This is a genomic window from Pseudophaeobacter sp. EL27 (assembly GCF_900313025.1).
Taxonomy (GTDB): domain Bacteria; phylum Pseudomonadota; class Alphaproteobacteria; order Rhodobacterales; family Rhodobacteraceae; genus Pseudophaeobacter.
This window is the reverse complement of the sequence record NZ_OMPQ01000008.1, coordinates 60,370-79,917: the sequence shown is the minus strand read 5'-3', so window position 1 is coordinate 79,917 and position 19,548 is coordinate 60,370. Positions and strand designations below refer to the sequence as shown.

The following is a 19,548-nucleotide window of genomic DNA, read 5'->3' as shown; positions in this document are numbered from 1 at the left end:
CATCAGGAGGAAACCGCGCCGCGCAGCGGCGCCAGGCCCAACGCCGGGGCGGGCCCGTCAGGGCATGTCCCGGGGGCGGGAGCTCCCCCCTTACATACAGTCGGCAAAAGCCCTCTCAAGTAAAGCCAGCGAGTGGTTCTGCAGGCAGGCGCCTCTGTGGCCTAGCGCAATCAGTCTTCTTCTAACGCCTTCTCCGCCACCAAAGCCTCTGCAGCCCGGACTGATGCCGCCATGCGCTGGGTCATGAAATCCATGAACAACCGCGTCTTGGGGTCCTGGTGGCGACGGTGGGTATAGAGACAGGCCATCTGCACCGGCACCGGTGGGGTTTGCTGCGCCACTGCAATCAGCCTCCCCGAGGTCAGATGCTCCGCCACCTCAAACACCGGTTTCAAAGCGATCCCTTCCCCAGCCAGAGCCCAATCCGTCAGCACATCACCGTCATCGCATTCGTAACGCCCGGAAATCGCATAGCGCTTTGGCCCCTCCTCGCTCTGCAACATCCACTGGAACTCGCTGGCGCCGGGATAGCGCAGGTTCAGGCAGTTATGCGCCCCACCAACCAGATCGTCACCACTGGCAGGGGCGCCATGACGAGCGATATAGCTCGGCGCAGCGCAGAGCACCCGCTGACAATCGGCGATCTTGCGAATGCGCAGGTTGCTATCCTCCGGCTGACCCAGAAAAAACGCCAGGTCCAGCCCCTCGGTGGTCAGATCCACCGTGCGATCCGACAGTCTGAGCCGCATGTTGATCTCGGGGTACTCGGCCAGAAACTGCGGCACCTCCGGTGCCACCAGCCGCCGTCCCGCCCCCAGAGGCGCCGCCACAAACAGGGTGCCGCGTGGCGTATCGGTCAGATGCATGACCTGAGCCTCGGCCTGATCCACCGCCTCCAGCACCGAAACCGCGCCGGAATAAAATGCCTGCCCTTGCTCGGTTGCAGTCAGATTGCGGGTGGTGCGCTGAAACAGCCGCACCCCCAGATAATCCTCCAGCTGCGAAATCCGCGCCGAGGTCACCGCCGGAGAGATCCGCAGATCCCGCCCCGCCGCCGACATCGAGCCCAGCTCATAGACCCGCACAAAGGTTCGGATGTTGTCGAGATATGACATGGCGCCCCCGGTTGCCTCGCGGCATTCTTCTTGTTTTTTTGATACAGCTTGGAAGTTTACTGGAATACCGAATAAACACACCTTTGACTAGGGTCAGCTTGGGGGAGACCCTGGACCAATCAACAGCACAGCACAGAGACGATATGAGGGCAGGACATGTATGAACTTCTAATGATGTGGGATTGGCTTGGCTTTGCCATTCGCTGGCTGCATGTCATCACTGCCATGGCCTGGATTGGTTCATCCTTCTATTTCATTGCCCTGGATCTGGGGCTGCGGAAATCTCCTGACCTGCCGGTTGGCGCCCATGGCGAAGAGTGGCAGGTGCATGGTGGCGGCTTTTACCACATCCGCAAATATCTGGTGGCCCCGACTGAAATGCCCGAGCACCTGATCTGGTTCAAATGGGAAAGCTACACCACCTGGCTGTCGGGTTTTGCCTTGCTGATGGTGGTCTATTGGGTCGGCGGCGAGCTGTATCTGATTGACCAGACCAAGGCTGAGCTCAGCCTCTGGCAGGGCATCGCCATCTCCGCCGCCTCGCTGTCGATTGGCTGGCTGATCTATGATCGGCTGTGCAAATCCGGCCTGGCGACGCGGCCCACCCTATTGATGGTGCTGCTTTTTGTCCTGCTGGTAGCTATGGGTTATGGGCTGAACCAGGTCTTTACCGGGCGCGCAATGATGCTGCATCTGGGGGCCTTTACCGCCACCATCATGACCGCCAATGTGTTCTTCATCATCATGCCAAACCAGCGTATCGTGGTGGCGGATCTGCAGGCCGGGCGCACGCCGGATGCAAAATATGGCAAGATCGCCAAGCTGCGCTCGACCCATAACAACTACCTCACCCTGCCGGTGATCTTCCTGATGCTGTCGAACCACTACCCGCTGGCTTTTGCCTCTGACTACAATTGGCTGATCGCGGCGCTGGTCTTTCTGATGGGGGGCACCATCCGGCATTATTTCAACACCAAACATGCGGGCACTGGCAATCCAACCTGGACCTGGCTGGCCACCACGCTTCTATTCCTGGGGGTGATCATCCTCTCCACCTTTGGGCTAGAGCATGATGGCGAGGCCGAAGACAGCGCCGCGCTCACCGGCACTGCGCTGGTGATGTCACAGGCCGAGGGGTTTGAAGAGGTGCATGAGATCGTCCTGGGCCGCTGCAGCATGTGCCACGCGCGCGAGCCCTTCTGGGACGGCATTCGCACCGCGCCAAAGGCGGTGCTGCTGGAAACCGAAGGCGATCTGGCCCGACAGGCAGAGGCGGTGTTTCTGCATTCTGGTGTGACCGATGCCATGCCCCCTGCCAATGTAACCTTCATGGAGCCCGAGGATCGCGCCGCAATCCGCCGCTGGTTCAAAAACGCCCGCATGTAGTCCAGACTTCCGGTCGTTCGCTACAGGCTAGGACAGCTCACGGCAGGGCCTATCTGCGCGGCTTCCTGCCCGCTCTACAAAAGGTTACCCAAATCCCCCTTTAGACCACTTTACCTCCCGCTGCTCTGTGCTAGGGTCGCAAAGCTATCCCGAGTGGCCATTCTGCCTATTGCCATGTGACCGGGAAGTTTTATCTGCGCCCGATTTCTGCACGCTGCCCGGAGTGCCCATGTTTTTCAAATCCCCCCTGCGCGCAGCGGTGTTAAGCCTGTGTTTGATCGGGGGCGTCCTGCCGAGTTCCTCCACGTCAGCTGAGGCGGTACTGACAGCCCCCGGCGGATCAGAGGAACTCACTCAACGCCTGCGCAGCGCCTCCAGCGCGCTGGGAGCGGCCTCACAGGCCGACGCACAAGAGCTGCTGGCCGCCGCCCTGTCGGATTACCGAACATTGGTGCAGGTGCTGTACGATGCCGGGCATTTTGCACCCCAGGTCAATATCCTGCTCGACGGGCAAGAGGCCGCCCGTATCCAGCCTTTAAATGCGCCACGTCAGATCAATCAGGTGCGCATCACCGTCGTGCCCGGCCCCAGCTTTCGCTTTTCCCACGCCGAGATCACCCCCTGGCCTGCCAATAGTGATGTCGAACCGCCAGCGGGTTTTGCCACCGGTCAGCCCGCCACCACAGGAGTGCTACGCGATACAGGGGCCTCCGGGCTGCGGGCCTGGCGCCGCGCCGGCCATCCAAAGGCCCGGCTGGCCCAGCAGGCAATCACCGCCAATCATCGCGCCCATACCCTGGACGCCCGGCTGACCCTGGCGCCAGGGGCGCAGCTGCGCTTTGGTGCGCTGCAACTGGCGGCTCCCAGCAACGTGCGCGCCGAGGCGATCCAACGTATTGCGGGTCTGCCCAGCGGAGAGATCTATCACCCTGATCTTTTGGCCAAATCCGCCACCCGCCTGCGTCGCACCGGCGCTTTTTCGTCCGTTACCCTACGGGCCGAGGAACAGCCCAACCCAGACGGCACGCTGGACTATCTCGCCACGGTAGAGGATATGCCGCCGCGGCGGCTGACCTTTGGGGCTGAGCTCAGCTCCTCTGACGGGGTCGAACTTACCACCACCTGGATGCATCGCAATCTGTTTGGTGGCGCGGAAAAACTGCGCTTTGAAACCCGGCTCAGCGGGCTGGGCAGCAGCAATGATATCGACGGGCGTATCGCCCTGCGGCTGGATCGCCCCGCCACATTGGGACCGGATGACAATCTGTTTTACATGGTCGAGGCCGAACGGCTGGACGAAGAGCACTACACCGCCACCCAGGGCCTGGGGGGCATAGGGGTACGCCGTGTCTACTCTGATCAGCTGTTTGCCGAAGCGGGTCTTGGCTTCAACTCGATCCTGGCCACTGATGCATTTGGCAAACGCCGCTTCAAATATATCGCAGGCTTCTTGCGGGCGGAATATGACCAGCGCAACAGCCGGGTAGATGCCACCGAGGGCTATTTCATCAACGCCCGTCTGACGCCCTTTTTTGGATTGGACGGCACAGACGCTGGGCTACAGGTAAAACTGGACGGGCGGATCTATCACGGACTGGGTGGCAATGACCGTCTGGTTCTTGCGGGACGCGCCCAGCTGGGCTCGGTGATTGGCCCATCACTGAGCAATGCCTCACCCACATTGCTGTTCTACTCTGGTGGCGCCGGATCTGTACGGGGGCATGAATATCAATCCCTTGGCGTTCCTGTGGGCAGCAATTCCGCTGGCGGACGCGGCTATCTGGCGCTCTCCGGGGAGCTGCGCGGCAAGGTCACTGACAAGCTCTCCCTGGTTGGTTTCTTTGACATCGGCTATGTGGACAGCGATGCCTTTGTTTCCAGCAGCTCCCAAAGCCACTCTGGCGCCGGCTTTGGCCTGCGCTACGATCTGGCCGGGATCGGACCGCTGCGGGTGGATTTTGCCTATCCGGTAGATGGCGGCACCGATGATGGTTTGCAATTCTACATCGGCATCGGGCAGGCCTTTTGATGCACAAGCGCTCTCTCTTCCTCGCCACATTGCTGGCCAGTTCTGCGCTGCCCCTGGGCGCTCAGAACACCGCACAGGACAGCGCGTCTGAGCCAAGCTACCTTGAGAGCTTTCTGGAAGACACGCTCTCGGCGGAGAACCAATACATCACCGTGACCGGCCTCAACGGCGCCTTTTCTTCGCAGGCCACCATCGACCAGATCACCCTGGCGGATGAGGCCGGGGTCTGGCTGCAACTGCGCGGTGCTGAGCTGGACTGGAACCGTCTGGCGCTGCTGCGGGGCGAATTGTCGATCAACCACCTGAAGGCCGCCGAAATCACCGTCTTGCGGCCGCCGCACCCCTTGCCGCAGGATCCCAGCCTGCCCGCCCCCGAGGCCAGTCCCTTTCAACTGCCCGAACTCCCGGTTTCGATTGAACTGGGGGACATCAGTATCGCCCGCATTGATCTGGATGAGGCTCTGTTTGGCTTTGCCGCCAGGTTGAACCTGCAGGGTGATCTGAAACTGGCAGAGGGCAGCCTGGCCACGCAGCTCAAGGTGAACCGGCTCGACAAGCCCGGGGATCGGCTGGAGCTTGTAGCCGGCTATGCAAATGACAGCCGTCAGATCACCCTTGACCTGGCACTGGAGGAAGCCGCAGGTGGCCTGATCTCCACCGCCCTGGCCCTGCCCGCAGCCCCCAGCCTGCAAGTCAGTGTGGCGGGCACTGGCCCGGTTGAAGATTTCACCGCCCAGATCGCCCTTGCCTCCAACGACACCCCCCGGCTGACGGGCACTGTCGCACTGTCTGGATTGACCAACTCCCCTGACGCCGAGACGACAACAGGCGAAGACAGCACAGGCATTGGTTTCTCTGCCGATCTTGGCGGTGATATCGACGCGCTGTTGCTGCCGGATTACCGCCCCTTCTTTGGGCCTGACCTCAAGATGTCTGTGCGGGGCAGCACCACGGCAGATGCAGGTATCGCGCTGGACAGTTTTGCCCTGCGCAGCCAGGCCCTGCGCCTGACTGGCGCCCTGGCAATCACAGCCACAGGCCAGCTGGACACCGCCAATATCCGCGCGGCCATCACCCCGCCAAAGGGGCAAGCCGCAGTCATCCTGCCGCTGCCCGGTGCCGATACCACGCTGGCGGGCACTGAGATCCTGGCCCAAAAAACCAGCGACGGCCCCTGGACCGTTGCGGCCGAGCTGCGCCAGCTCAGCCACCCTGAAGCCTTGATTGAGGCCGGGGTGATCACTGCCAACGGAGAGCTAGCGCTAGACGATAGCGGAGCGCAGCGGCTGGACGGGGTTATCACCGCAAAACTGCAGGGGCTGAAACTACGTGACCCCGACCTTGCGGCAGCAATCGGCAGTGAGGTTTCTCTGGCCAGCGCGCTCACCACCGCGGGAACCTCGGCCTTCTCCCTGAAGGGCATGCTTTTGCAGGGGGAAGACTACCAGGCCAGTGGGGATCTGGGGTTTGAGGGGCTGGCAAGCGGCTTGAAGGTCAATGCAAACCTGCGCATCGGGGCTGGCAATCTGCAACGGTTCTCGGATTTGGCAGGGCTGCCTTTGTCCGGGGCGATGCAAAGCCAGTTCATAGGGTCTGTCACACCGCTCTCCGGCGCCTTTGAAGCCGACCTGGCGCTGCAAGGACAGGGTATCTCGGCTGGGATTGCCATCCTCGACGAGTTGATCGAGGGCAATCTGGCGCTGGTTTTCAAAGGCGCACGCGGCTCAAGCGGGCTGGAAATTGACCAGTTCGAACTGCAGAGCGGCCAGATCTCCGCCGAGGCCAGTGGCACCCTAGATAGTCGCGCCGGGGCGTTAAGCCTGCGGGCGGATCTCAGAGACCTCAATCCGCTGGTGCCACAGGTTTCGGGCCCATTGAGCCTGGAAGGAGATGTGACCCGCGCGGGCGACAGGCTGACAGGCCAGTTGCAGCTCAGGGGGCCGCATGCCTCCTTTGCTCAGCTGGAAGGCAGCGCGCAGCTGGATGGCGCGGCGGATATCACCTTTGCGGCCGCATTGGCGGAAATGCAGCGCTTTGTGCCTGAATTGCCAGGTAAATTGACAGCGCAGGGAACGGCCCAGCGCCGCGATGGGCGCTGGCAGATCAGCAGCGATGCCAAGGCACCATCCGGCGCTGAGGCACAGCTATCGGGCAGCTATGACGAGACCAGCGGCCTGGCGGATGTGACCGCCAAGGGGCGGGCGCGACTGGAAGGCGCCAATCCCTTTATCACGCCAAACCTGCTGAAAGGCAGTGCCAGCTTTGATCTCGCCCTCAAGGGCGTGCCCTCACTGGAGGCCTTGTCCGGCAGCATCACCACCCGCGGCGCCTCGCTGGCACTGCCCGCAGCAGCGCAGCGGATCGACGCCATCAATGCCGCGATCACCCTGCAGAACGCGCGGGCACAGTTGCAGGTCTCTGCGCGCCCACGCGATGGCGGCACGCTGCGATTAAGCGGCCCCATGGCGCTGACAGCACCCTTTGACAGCGCCCTCAGAATTGGTCTCTCGGATGTCACTGTCACCGATCATCTGAGCTATGAAACCCTGCTTAACGGCGATCTCGCCTTTTCCGGACCACTGACCGGGAACAGCCGTTTGAGCGGGCGGATTGATGTCGGGGAGAGCAACATCAACCTTAACACCGCCGGAGGGGCGATTTCAGCCGCGCCAATTCCGCCAATCCGCCACATTGGCGAGGCACGGCAGGCCCGCCAGACCCGCGCCCGCGCGGGCCTGATCCAGACCGCCGCCAGCACGGAATCCAGCTCCAATATCGGGTTGGATCTGGTGATCGACGCGCCTGCCCGCATCTTTGCGCGCGGTCGCGGGCTGAATGCCGAATTGGGCGGACGCATCCACCTGCGCGGCAGCACCGCCGCGCTGGCGCCTTCGGGTCAGATCAGCCTCAAACGCGGCACCTTTGACATCCTGGGGCGGCGGTTGGAGCTGGACGAGGGGCGCATCACCCTGCTGGGCGATCTGAAACCGCATCTCGAGTTCCGCTCCTCAGCCAGCACCTCCACCGGAACCGCAACACTGGAAATCGAAGGCACCGTTGATGCGCCACAAATCAAGGTCACCTCTGACCCGCCGCGCCCCAGCGAAGAGGCCCTGGCGCTGCTGTTGTTTGGCGACAATATTGACGACCTATCGCCACTGGCGCTGGCCCGGCTGGCCAAATCGGCGCTGGATCTGAGCGGGCGGGAGCTGGGCGGGCAAAGCCGCCTGCGCGAGGCAACCGGAGCCGACAACGCTGAGGTTGGTCTTGATAGTATCGGCTCTGGCCTCCTGGGGCTGGGCGGATACATCGGGGAAAAGGCCTATACCGATTTCAACGTGAACACGCAGGGCGACAGCGAGCTGAGCATCAATATCGACCTGAGCGATTCAGTCACCGTGACCGGCACTGTCGACAGCGAAGGCGAAAGCGGCTTTGGCCTGTTTTTCAAGCGGGACTACTGACCGATCCAGGCCCACCGAGACAGCGCCATCAGCAAATCCCAGCTGCGGCGTAATTTCGACACATGTCCTGGTTAGATCAGCAAAAGCTTTTCCAAACCGGAGCAGCAGCTTAACCTGGGCAAGAGACCCGACAGCTGGACAGAGTGCATGAGTGATCACCCGCCGCAGACCTCGATTGCCGCCCGCATCAAAAAGCGGCTCGCATCGGCGCTGCACCGCGCCCGGTTTCTGGCCTCGATACGCCACCTACAGGGGCCAAAACAGCGCATCGCCACCAGGGATGAAGTGGTTCTGGTCGCCCTGATGCGGGATGGCTCCTACTATCTGGACGGTTTTTTTGACCATTACCGCCGCCTCGGGGTGGCGCATTTTGTGTTCTTTGACAATGGATCAAGGGATGACACCCTGGAGAGCTTGCGCGACCAGCCCGACGTCAGCATCCTGCAATCGACCCTGCCCTGGGGCAGATATGAAAACAGCTTTCGCAGCTATGCCGCCAAACGCTATGCCACGGACCGCTGGTGCCTCATCGCGGATATGGATGAGATCTTTGACTTTGATGGCAGCGCAGAGATTGGCCTGCAGGGGTTAACCCGTTTTCTGACCAAACAGGGCTATTCCGGGCTGATGGCCCAGATGTTGGAGATGTTTCCAAAGGCGCCGTTGCGCAAAACCGCCACCCTGCCCTATGTTCAGGCTCTGGCGCAGTTTGATCACTGCGATATCACCAGCATGACGGCCCATGACTATCAAAGCCCAGGGTCCGGGCTGGGCTACTTTCTGCGGCAGAACGAGGTTGCGGAGCCTGCGCCTCAGGTGCTGTTTGGCGGCATCCGCGGTAAGGTCTTTGGCGAGAACTGCTGTCTGAGTAAACATCCGCTGATCTTTGTCGGGGCCGGTATTGAGCCCGCCTGTCATCCCCATGCCTCAACCGGATTGCGGCTGGCGCCGATGACTGCGCTGATCAAACATTACAAATTTGCCAATGATGCGCTGGCACGGGATCGGGCCTCGGTAGCGGATGCTTTGATTGCCCATGGCGAAGATCGCCAGCGCCTGTCGGTGCTGGGGCAAAACCCGGACCTGAGCCTCTGGTCACCTCAGGCGCAGCACTTCCCCGGTATTTCATCCCTGCAGCAGCAGGGGTTCCTGCAGGCGGACCCGGCCTATAGTGCCTATCTGGCCGAACGCCGCCATGAGGTCCAAAATGACTGATCCAGCCAGCCCCCTCAGCCCCCCCACCATCAGTGCCGTAGTGATTGGCCGAAATGAAGGCGCGCGGTTGCTCGCCTGTCTGACCTCGCTGAACCCACAAGTGCGCCGCCTGATCTATGTCGACAGCGGCTCCAGTGATGGCTCGGCTGAGGCCGCGCGGGCTATGGGCGTTGAAGTGGTGGATCTGGACATGTCCCTGCCCTTCACCGCCGCCCGCGCCCGCAATGCCGGGCTGGAGAAACTGGCGCAGGAAGAGGGGCTGGTGCAGCTGGTGGATGGCGACTGCGAAGTTGATGCCAATTGGATCCCCCAGGCCGCCGCCTTCTTGCAACAGCACCCGGAGGTGGCCGTGGTCTGCGGGCGTCGCCGCGAACGCTTTCCGGAGGCCTCCATTTACAACAGCCTATGTGATGCAGAGTGGAACACGCCCATTGGGGAAGCCAAGGCCTGCGGCGGTGATGCGCTGATGCGGCTGGATGCGCTGCGTGAGGTCAGCGGATATCGCGCCGATCTGATTGCAGGGGAAGAACCCGAAATGTGCCTGCGACTGCGGCGCAAGGGTTGGAAGATCTGGCGGATTGATGCGGAAATGACCCTGCATGACGCGCAGATGACCCGGTTTGCCCAATGGTGGAAACGCAGCCGCCGTGCCGGCTATGCCTTTGCGCAAGGGGCGGCGTTGCATGGCGCCCCGCCTGAACGCCATTGGGTCGCCGAGACCCGGCGCGCACTGCTCTGGGGCGGGGTCTTGCCGCTAGCTGTGTTCCTCAGCGCCGTGGTGATCACGCCCTGGATGCTGTTGGGGGTCATGATTTACCCTCTGCAACTTCTGCGTCTGACATCACGCATGGGGTTGCAACCTGCCTGGTTTTCCATGCTGGGAAAATTTGCCGAATGCACCGGAGTGGTGGAATTCGCATGGAACCGCCTGCGCGGCAAGAACCGCAGCATTCTGGAATACAAATAGCCCCAGTTGCGCCCTCCTGGCGGAGAGAAGGATTTGGTTGCCAGGTCCGCTTCAGGGGCGGTTGCGCAGCGCTTTCCAGATCTGTCCGGGCAAGATGGCAAAGCACTTGGCATAGCGCGGCACCATCCGCGCCGGGCTGCTCATGGCGCGCCAGAGCCATTCCATGGCAATTCTGCGCACCCATAGCGGCGCCCGGGTCTGATGACCGCCCAGAAAATCCAACCCAGCCCCAATTGAGGCAAATCCGACCAAGGGGGCATCCGTGCGGCCGCGATGCGCCAGGCTCTCCTGTTTGGGCGCGCCCAAAGCCAGAAAGCACAGCCGAATGCCCTTGCTGTTCAAATTCTCAAGAATGGCATCGGCCTCTGCCCCCTGCGGGTCAAACACCCCTGACGGCGCATGACACCAGGCCAGGTCGAGCCCCGGCACGCGGGCTTCCAGATGGGTCTTGGCATCCGTGAGGGCCTCATCCGTGCTGCCCACCAAAGCCACTGGCACGCCAGCGGCAGCGGCAAGACGACAAAGCGGCAGCACCATGTCGGATCCCGGCATCAGCTCAACCGGACGGTTGGCCAGTCGCGAGAGCCAGACAATTGGCCGCCCATCCGCCACCACCAGATCCTGCCCGGCGTAGGCGTTCAGAAACTCCGGTGATTGAGCCAGCTTGACCAAGTGGTCCAGGTTCACCGTTGCCAGCGCAAAGCCTTCGCCGGCTGAAAACCGCCGCAGGACTTCGCTCTCCAACGCGGCGCGCGTTGGCATGTTCACGGCAACACGCTGGCCTTGAAACTCAAAAAACACCTGTTCACTCCCACGCTGATCCCAAAAATCGAGATCCGCCAATTTTCCATCAGCGCTGCGCAAATACCCCGCAAAGGCTAGCGCCTCAAGCTCCTCATAGCAGGACCGGCTGAAAATAGCCTTTCGAGTGCCCAGACCTATCCCTTTGGATATAACAAGCGCGGAATGCCCCGCGACAGCTCCCCCCGGGTGATATATTCTTGGATCAGAATTGTTTTGCACCTTCACCACCGAATGTTCCCCTGGCCCCGCCCAGTCACCACTTGGTCATCAAATGCCCATCGCCTTGCCGCAATTGGAGAGTAATTCCCTTTTATGCCTAATGCACTTGCCTATTTGATGCTGCTGCTCTGGCCTCTGGTCAGCCTAGTGCTGTTCCGGCGTCTCCCGCTGGAACGGGCAATTTTGTGGTGCATTCTGGCGGGCTATCTGGTGCTGCCGCCGGTGGCAGAATTCGATCTGCCGCTGGTTCCGGACATGGATAAATTCACCATTCCCTCGATCATGGCCTTTGTTCTGTGCATTGGCCTGATGCGCAAAAAAGTCCCCCTGCTGCCGCGCCATCCGCTGGCGCGGGTGCTCACCCTGTTGTTTGCCTTTGCCGTGGTGCCAACGGTGATGACCAATGGTGACCCGGTGATCTTTGAAGTGCTGGCCGATGCGGATCCGATTGTCTTTATCGTTGATATGCTGCCCGGACTGCGCTGGCGTGATCTTGGCTCGGTGATGATCAATCAGGTGATTATCCTGATGCCCTTCCTGCTCGCCCGGCGTTATCTCTCTTCACCTGAGGGGCAAAAGGAGCTGTTGCTGGCCTTCTGCATCGCCGGACTTGCCTATTCCGTTCCCTCGCTGTTTGAAATCCGCTTCAGCCCGCAGATCAACACCACGATCTATGGCTTTTTCCAGCACGACTTTTCGCAGACCATGCGACAGGGCGGCTTTCGTCCCATCGTCTTTATGCCGCATTCGCTTTGGCTGGCGGTGTTCATGTTCTCGGCCCTTCTGGCCACAACCGCGCTGGCACGGGCGGCAAAGGAAAAAAAGCGCCTGAATCTGGCTCTGGCTTCAGCCTATCTCTTTGTAGTGCTGGTCCTGTGCAAAAGCTTTGCCTCGCTGGCCTATGGGCTGAGCTTTGTACCGCTGGTGGCGCTGGCCTCACCGCGCTGGCAGATCCGGGTAGCCATTGTGCTGGCCACCCTGGCCATCACCTACCCGATGCTCCGAAACCTCGGACTTATTCCTACAGAGGCAATCCTGGCCCAGGCCGAGGCGATCAGCGCGGATCGGGCACAGTCGTTGGGCTATCGCTTTGACAATGAAGCCATGATGCTGGAACGCGCAGCAGAAAAGCCTTGGTTTGGCTGGGGCGGCTGGGGCCGCAATCTGGTGCGCGAGCTGGAAACCGGCGCTATCCTCTCGATCCCGGATGGCCACTGGATCCTGGTCTTTGGCACCCTGGGCTGGCTGGGCTACCTGGCGGAAATGGGCCTGCTCTCTCTTTCGGTTGTGCTGCTTGGGATAGAAATTCATCGCCGCGCGCCCCGTGACATCTCTCCCTATGCCACGCCCATCGCGCTGATCCTGGCCGCAACCATGGTGGATATGATGCTCAATGATACCTTGGTGCCGATGACCTGGCTCTGCGCGGGATCCGTTTTGGGCTATGCAGAGCGACTGCGTTACCCCGGCCTGTTTGAGACACCGCGCCCCCTGTTTGACGGCAAGCAGATCTTGATGCCGCAGCCTCTTTCCCTGAAATCACGTCGCCTTATATGAGTATCATGCCTTATTGTTTCCGCTTTTATACCCGTTTTCAACACCGCACGTTCACAGCTTTGCCGCAGTGTTGAACCAATTTCGCCTTGGGCAAAAAGGAATCGTAACCGGGGGACAGAAAATCGGCACCAGCCGCCAATCTGCAAACCGATTGCATCCCTGATTACCCAATAGACAATCGCCTCTCCTGGGGCACCCGGCTCCGCTTTTCGGCATATCGGAGCTTGCGGGCAGGAGGGTCACCCTGGTTTTGCCGAGAGTAGAGGTCGGTGTTTTTCGTGGCAAAGACAGCAGATCATAGCCCATCCGCCCCGCAGTATAGCGGCGATATTGCCATCGTTGGCATGTCCGTAAATGTGCCCGGCGCCGAGGGTGTGGAGACCTATTGGAACAACCTGCGTGCAGGTATCGAGTCCATTGTCCCGCTGGACCACGATGCTTTGCTGGAGGCCGGTGTCTCTGCGACCACCCTTGCCGATCCAAACTATGTGCCCCATGCCGCCCTGCTGGAAGGCTTTGCCGATTTTGATGCCGAATTTTTTGGCTTCAGTCCCAAAGAAGCAGCCATTCTCGACCCGCAACACCGCAAGTTCCTCGAGGTGGCCTGGGGTGCGATGGAAAACGCCGCGCATCCGCCCGAAAGCCTGTCTGAGCCCATCGGCGTCTATGCCGGCTGCGGCATGGGCAGCTATTTCTATTTCAACATCTGCTCCAATCCCGGCCTGGTGGATGAGGTCGGCATGTTCCTGCTGCGCCATACTGGCAACGACAAGGACTTTCTCACCACTCGCGTCAGCCATGTCTTTGATCTTAAAGGGCCGTCGGTCAATATCCAGACTGCCTGTTCGACCTCTCTGGTGGCGGTGCACTACGCCTGTAAGGCCCTGCGCGAGGGAGAATGTGGTATGGCGCTGGCCGGTGGCGTGACCATCGATATGCCGCAGGGGCGCGGGTACCTTTATAAAGAGAACGAAATCCTCAGCCCCGATGGCCATTGCCACGCCTTTGACCACCGCGCCCAGGGCACTGTTTTTGGTTCAGGCGCAGGTGCGGTTGCCCTGCGGCGGCTTGAGGACGCGCAGGCAGATGGCGACCATATCTGGGCAGTCATCAAAAGCTCGGCCATCAACAATGATGGCGCCGACAAGGCCGGCTATCTGGCGCCATCGGTTGGGGGGCAGGCCGGAGCCATCCGGCAGGCGCTGGATGCGGCGGATATCTCTGCTGAGACCATCGACTATGTCGAATGTCACGGCACCGGCACCTATCTGGGCGACCCGATCGAGGTCTCTGCTCTAACTGAGGCTTATCGCGACAGCACCGAGGCCGAAGGATACTGCCGTATCGGTTCGGTCAAAACCAATATCGGCCATCTGGATACCGCCGCAGGCATTGCCGGACTGGTGAAGACCTCGCTGGGCCTGAAACATCGCGAAATCCCGCCCTCGCTGGGCTATGAGGCGCCCAATCCGTCGATTGATTTTGACACTTCACCTTTCAAGGTGAATGACCAACTCAGCCCTTGGGTCTCGCATCAGGGCCCACGCCGCGCCGGGATCAACGCGCTTGGGGTTGGCGGCACCAATGCTCATGCCATTCTGGAAGAGGCCCCCACGCGTGGTGCCTCAGAGGAAAGCGATTTTCCGTTCCATGTGCTTTGCCTGTCTGGGCAATCCAAAGCCGCGTTGAACGCCAATGCAGCAGCCCTGACCGAGTATCTCGAGGCCAACCCGGATGTTGATCTCGCCGATGTGGCCTTTACCCTGAAACAGGGACGGCGCGGTTTTGGCAAACGCCGGGTACTGGTGGCAGAAACCGCGGCAGAGGCCGCCGCACAGCTGCGGGCCGGTGATCCACGCCAGGTCTTTGACCATGACAGCCTTGGCGAGGCACCAGAGGTGGTCTTCTCCTTCCCCGGTGGCGGTGCGCAATATGCCGGTATGGCGCGGGACCTCTATGAGACCGAGCCGGTCTTTGCCGATTACATGGACCGGGGTCTGGATCATCTGCAGCCCCAGCTTGACTACGACATTCGCGCCCTCTGGCTACCGGAAGAGGGTGATGAGGCCGCAGCAAATGCGCAGCTGCAAAGACCCTCAGCTCAATTGCCGCTGATCATGATCGTTGAATATGCGCTGGCACAGCTTTGGATCAGCTGGGGAGTCCGCCCGGCTGCCTTGGTTGGTCATTCCATGGGGGAAAATACCGCCGCTTGCCTGGCCGGTGTGATCAGTTTTGAAGATTGCATCGATCTGGTGCTGCTGCGCGGGCGTCTGTTTGACACGGTGCCTGCGGGTGGCATGTTGTCCATCGCCCTGCCCCTGGCGCAGGTGGAGGCGCTGATTGGCCGGGACCTGGATATTGCCAGTGTCAACGGTCCCAGCCTCACAGCTGTTTCCGGTCCCCAGGCCGCACTGGACCAGCTCTCCGCTGATCTCAGCGCCAAAGACATCGACCACCAGCGCATCCAGATCGACATCGCTGCGCATTCGCGGATGCTGGATGGCATTCTGGCCAACTACCGCGCCTTCCTCGCCGGGCTGTCGCTGGCGGCCCCACAGATCCCGGTCATCTCCAACCGGAGCGGCCAGCCGCTGACAGCGGCGCAGGCCACGGACCCCGACTATTGGGTCGGCCAGCTGCGCAATACGGTGATGTTTGCCGATTGCATCAATACCCTGGCCGCCACACCCGGCCGTGTCTTCCTGGAGGTGGGTCCCGGCAAGGCGCTCTCGGCGCTGGCGCAAATGTGCCCTGCAGTGCAGCCCGGCCAGGTGCTCAGCGCCCTGCGCCATCCGGATCAGGACATTATGGATGACGCCTATTTCTTTGGCGTCATAGGTCGTCTCTGGGCCTGCGGTATCGAGGCCGACTGGGATCAGATCTGGGGCGAGGCCAAGCGCCACCGCCTGCCCCTGCCCGGCTACCAGTTCCAAAGGAGCCGCTATTTCATCGCGCCGGGCACGCAGCAAGCGCAAGAAGACGCAGCCCTGCCCCGGCGCCATGACGCGATCAGCGACTGGGGCTACCGCCCCGCTTGGCGCCCGCGACTGGCCGATTGCACCTTGGATGTTGAGGCCGAACTGGCCGAGGCGCCACAGACCTGGTTGATCTTTGCCGATGACTGCGGGCTGGCCGCCAGCACCGCCACGCGGCTGCGCGCTGCGGGCCATCAGGTCAATATGGTGCACCCCGGCGATACCTACGCCAATCTGGGGGAAGGAAACTACGTCCTGCCACCCGAACAGGGCCGCTTTGGCTATGGCGCCCTGTTTGCCGATCTGGCAGAGGCTGGCACCCTGCCCCATCGCATTGCGCATTTCTGGCTGGTCACTGGCGCGGTGGAACAGTTCCGCCCCGGTTCCTCCTTTTTTGATCGCAACCTCGAGATGGGCTTCGCCTCCCTCACTGCCCTGGCGCAGGAACTGGGCGGGCTGGAGCTGGAGCACCCCATTCATCTGAGCGTCTTTTCAACCGGCGCGGCGCAGGTCACCTCTGAACCCCTGCCCTACCCGGAAAAATCGATGATCGTTGGCCCCGCCGGGGTCATCCCGCGCGAATTCCCCATGCTCACCTGTTCCACGGTGGATATCGAACTGCCAGCGCCGCCCGGCTTTATCGCCAGCCTGCGCGGGGGTGAGCCCACGGATCTGACCCCACGCCTGCTGGAAGAGCTGATGGCCGAACCCGCCAATGCAATAGTTGCTTGGCGCGGTGACAAGCGGTTTGAAAAGAGCTGGCGCAGCCTGGCACTGCCAGAAAACCCTGCCGAAACTACCGCCGATCAAACGGGGATCAGTCAGGGTGACTTCAAGCAGAGTGGCATTTATCTGATCACCGGCGGTTTTGGCGGCATCGGACTGGCCACAGCGGCGCATCTGATGCGCCACTACGGTGCCAGGGTCGGCCTCGTGTCACGCCAGGGCCTGCCGCCGCGCGCCAACTGGCCCCGCTATCTGGCCACCCATAGCCCCGCCAATCGCACTGCCCAGCGCATCCGCGCTGTGCAAGAGCTGGAAGAGATCGGATCAGGCGCGGTGCTGCCATTGGCGGCAGATATCTGCAACAGCGCCGAGATGCGCAGCGCGGTGGCCCAGATTGAGGCCGAGTTTGCTCCCCTCAACGGGGTGATCCATGGCGCCGGTGTCATTGAGGACGGGCCTATTCTGGCCAAATCCGAGGCACAGATCGCCCGGGTTCTGGCCCCCAAGGTCACTGGCCTGCGGGTTCTGCACGACCTGTTCCCCGATGGCGCGCTTGACCTGATGGTGCTGTTTTCCTCCTCCTCGACGGTGACGCGGCCTGCCGGTCAAATCGACTATGTCGCCGCCAATGAATACCTGAATGCCTATGCCGCCCAGCGCCAGGGCGATCAGACTCATGTTGTGGCGATTGACTGGGGCGTCTGGGCCGATACCGGCATGGCCGCCGAAGCCATGGCAGCGCGTCAGGGTGGTGCTGCGCCAAGCGAACGCAGTGAATGCAGCCAGCCGCTGCTGGGTGAGGCGGGCTTTGATGCCACTGGCAATCCGATCTTTGCCAGCACGCTGAACAGCACACAGTCCTGGCTGCTGGATGAACACCGCACCAAGGGTGGCACTGCGCTGGTGCCGGGCACTGGCTATATCGAATGGATTGCCGAGAGCCTGGCCGCACAGGATCTCAACGCCCCCTTTGAAATCAAGGACCTCTACTTCCTACGCCCGCTTGTGGTCGAGGCAGCAGCCCCGCGCGAGGTGGTTTTGCGGCTTCAGGCACAGGACGCGGGCTATGCCTTTGCCACCCATAGCGCCCTGACTGCTGAGGGATATGCGCTGAACGCCGAGGCGGAGATCAAACTGCTGCCCGAGGCCAACGCTCCGCCTGCCCTGGATCTGGCGGGCATCACATCCCGCTGTCCTCAGGTGGAAAACGCCTCCAGCGACGGGCACCTGCAGTCCCCACAAGAGGCGCATCTGGATTTTGGCCGCCGCTGGCAGGTGCTGCAACAAATGGCCTTTGGCTCGGAGGAGGGTCTGGCCTGCCTGCGCCTGCCACAGGTGGCGCAGAATGATAACTGCCTGCTGCATCCCGGCCTGATGGATCTGGCCACCGGCTGGGCCATCTCACTGGCTCCAGGCTATACCGGTACCGATCTTTGGGTCCCACTGGGCTATCGCAGCATCGTTGTCTTTGGGCCCCTGACAACAGAGATCTACAGCCATATGCGGCTCTGCCATGGTGCCACAACAGACAGCGCCAGTTTTGACATCACCCTCACCGATGCCAATGGCCGCGTGTTGGTCGAGATCACAGGTTTTCAGATGACCCGGCTTGCCGGTGGTTTTGAAGCTGCCGTCCTTCAGACCAATGCTGATCACAGCGCCGAGGCTCTGGGCCTTGTTGCCAGCACATCGCAGCAGCCCCTGTCCGAGGACGAGCGCCGCCTGCAGCTGAACATTGCCAATGGCATCCGCGCGGCAGAAGGCCCGGATGCGCTGGACCGTGCAATCGCCACGGGGCGCGCGCAGATCGTGGTCTCATCATTGGATCTGCCTGCCTTGATTGAGCAGACAGCACAGAGCAGCGCGGACAGTTCGGCGAATGAGAGCCAGAGTTTTGAGCGCCCGCAACTGGATACCGACTATGTTGCCCCCTCCAACCCTGTCGAAGAACAATTAGCCGAACTGTTCCAAAGCCTGCTGGGTGTTTCCCAGGTGGGCGTGGAGGACAGCTTCTTTGATCTTGGGGGGCATTCGCTGATCGCGGTGCGGCTCTTTGCGCAGATCAAGCGCCATTATGATCTGGATCTGCCGCTCGCGACCCTGTTTGAGGCCCCCAGCGTTGCGGCATTGGCCGCTTTGTTAATCCAACGTGGTGTTGGCGCTGAACAGGATGGCACTGAGGCTCCGGCTGGTTCGGATGCTGCGGCGACCTTTACCCATCTGGTGATGTTGCACCCCGGATCCGGTGGCGATGCCGCCCCCTTCTTTGTGGTGGCGGGCATGTTTGGCAATGTGTTGAACCTGCGTCATCTGGCATTGGAGCTGGGCGGGGAACGTCCGGTCTATGGGCTACAGGCCCGAGGTCTGATTGGCGGCGATGATCCGCACCTCAGCATTGCGCAGGCCGCGCAGGACTACCTGGCTGAGATCAAACAAATCCAGCCTCAGGGGCCCTATTTGCTGGGCGGCTTCTCGGGGGGCGGTATCACCGCCTATGAGATGGCGCAGCAATTGCAGGCCGCCGGAGAAGAGACCGCCGCCCTGGTGCTGCTGGACACGCCACTGCCGGTCCGCCCCAGCTTGAAACCTGTCGACAAGGCGCTGATCAAATTGCAGGAGTTGCGTCGCAAGGGCGCGGGCTACCTGCTGGAATGGGCCAAGAATCGCATCCTGTGGGAGATCACCAAACGCCGTCAGGAGCCCGCTGAAATCGGCCAGATGCCCGCCTTCAACAACCGCAAGATCGAGCTGGCTTTCCGCCAATCGGTAGAGAGCTACACGCTGCAGCCCTGGAATGGCCCGCTGACACTGCTACGACCGCCACTGGATCGCCACTGGCAGGTCTCGGGCGCCAATTGGGTGAGTTCCGAGCGGGAATATGTCTTTGCCGACAACGACTGGACTGGCTGGGCGCCAGATCTGGAGGTGGTTGAGGTCCCAGGGGATCATGACAGCATGGTGCTGGTGCCCAATGTAAGCACCCTGGCTGCGGCCTTGAAACCCCGGCTGGTCATTGTTCCCCCCCCGCCCCAACCTGCCTCGGGTGACACGAATATGCAGGCCTCCTATGCCAGAGCGGCGGAGTGAT

General features: G+C 61.5%; 9 protein-coding genes. 7 read left to right on the top strand and 2 right to left on the bottom strand.

Going from position 1 to position 19,548, the window contains the following annotated elements:
• Positions 1-170: 170 nt before the first annotated feature.
• Positions 171-1,115, bottom strand: coding sequence for a LysR family transcriptional regulator (locus ED661_RS04880; RefSeq protein ID WP_122072826.1), 945 nt, complete (start codon positions 1,113-1,115; stop codon positions 171-173).
• Positions 1,116-1,271: 156 nt separating this feature from the next.
• Here ED661_RS04880 and ED661_RS04875 point away from each other — a divergent pair, with 156 nt between their 5' ends.
• From ED661_RS04875 to ED661_RS04855, 5 genes are all read left to right on the top strand, one after another.
• Positions 1,272-2,501 carry a urate hydroxylase PuuD gene (locus tag ED661_RS04875; protein WP_122072825.1) on the top strand — a complete coding sequence of 410 codons (1,230 nt, stop codon included), beginning with the start codon at positions 1,272-1,274 and terminating at the stop codon, positions 2,499-2,501.
• A 229-nt stretch (positions 2,502-2,730) separates the two neighbouring features.
• Positions 2,731-4,530 (top strand): autotransporter assembly complex family protein, encoded by a 1,800-nt coding sequence (locus ED661_RS04870; RefSeq protein WP_122072824.1) that lies wholly within the window; start codon positions 2,731-2,733, stop codon positions 4,528-4,530.
• Positions 4,530-7,994 (top strand): translocation/assembly module TamB domain-containing protein, encoded by a 3,465-nt coding sequence (locus ED661_RS04865; protein ID WP_174214162.1) that lies wholly within the window; start codon positions 4,530-4,532, stop codon positions 7,992-7,994. Before ED661_RS04870 ends, ED661_RS04865 begins: the two co-directional genes overlap by 1 nt.
• A 147-nt stretch (positions 7,995-8,141) precedes the next feature.
• Positions 8,142-9,209, top strand: coding sequence for a glycosyltransferase family 2 protein (locus tag ED661_RS04860; RefSeq protein ID WP_122072822.1), 1,068 nt, complete (start codon positions 8,142-8,144; stop codon positions 9,207-9,209).
• Positions 9,202-10,176, top strand: coding sequence for a glycosyltransferase family 2 protein (locus ED661_RS04855; protein ID WP_122072821.1), 975 nt, complete (start codon positions 9,202-9,204; stop codon positions 10,174-10,176). The genes ED661_RS04860 and ED661_RS04855 overlap by 8 nt, the downstream gene beginning before the upstream one ends.
• 51 nt (positions 10,177-10,227) lie before the next feature.
• Here ED661_RS04855 and ED661_RS04850 read toward each other — a convergent pair whose 3' ends face one another.
• On the bottom strand, positions 10,228-10,977 hold the full coding sequence (locus ED661_RS04850) for a WecB/TagA/CpsF family glycosyltransferase (RefSeq protein ID WP_122073327.1): 750 nt from the start codon (positions 10,975-10,977) through the stop codon (positions 10,228-10,230).
• 315 nt (positions 10,978-11,292) lie between these two features.
• Between ED661_RS04850 and ED661_RS04845 the strand changes: the two genes are divergently transcribed.
• Together ED661_RS04845 and ED661_RS04840 are read left to right on the top strand one after the other, a co-directional pair.
• Positions 11,293-12,756 carry a hypothetical protein gene (locus ED661_RS04845; protein WP_122072820.1) on the top strand — a complete coding sequence of 488 codons (1,464 nt, stop codon included), beginning with the start codon at positions 11,293-11,295 and terminating at the stop codon, positions 12,754-12,756.
• Positions 12,757-13,025: 269 nt separating this feature from the next.
• Positions 13,026-19,547: a type I polyketide synthase gene (locus tag ED661_RS04840; RefSeq protein ID WP_122072819.1), complete on the top strand. Its 6,522-nt coding sequence runs from the start codon at positions 13,026-13,028 to the stop codon at positions 19,545-19,547.
• Position 19,548: the final 1 nt, after the last annotated feature.

What these genes read in the sequence shown, in the direction of transcription:
- ED661_RS04845 (WP_122072820.1), top strand. Translation starts at nt 11,293, where the DNA reads ATGCCTAATGCACTTGCCTATTTGATGCTGCTGCTCTGGCCTCTGGTC.
- ED661_RS04880 (WP_122072826.1), bottom strand. Translation starts at nt 1,115, where the DNA reads ATGTCATATCTCGACAACATCCGAACCTTTGTGCGGGTCTATGAGCTG.
- ED661_RS04860 (WP_122072822.1), top strand. Translation starts at nt 8,142, where the DNA reads ATGAGTGATCACCCGCCGCAGACCTCGATTGCCGCCCGCATCAAAAAG.
- ED661_RS04875 (WP_122072825.1), top strand. Translation starts at nt 1,272, where the DNA reads ATGTATGAACTTCTAATGATGTGGGATTGGCTTGGCTTTGCCATTCGC.
- ED661_RS04865 (WP_174214162.1), top strand. Translation starts at nt 4,530, where the DNA reads ATGCACAAGCGCTCTCTCTTCCTCGCCACATTGCTGGCCAGTTCTGCG.
- ED661_RS04855 (WP_122072821.1), top strand. Translation starts at nt 9,202, where the DNA reads ATGACTGATCCAGCCAGCCCCCTCAGCCCCCCCACCATCAGTGCCGTA.
- ED661_RS04870 (WP_122072824.1), top strand. Translation starts at nt 2,731, where the DNA reads ATGTTTTTCAAATCCCCCCTGCGCGCAGCGGTGTTAAGCCTGTGTTTG.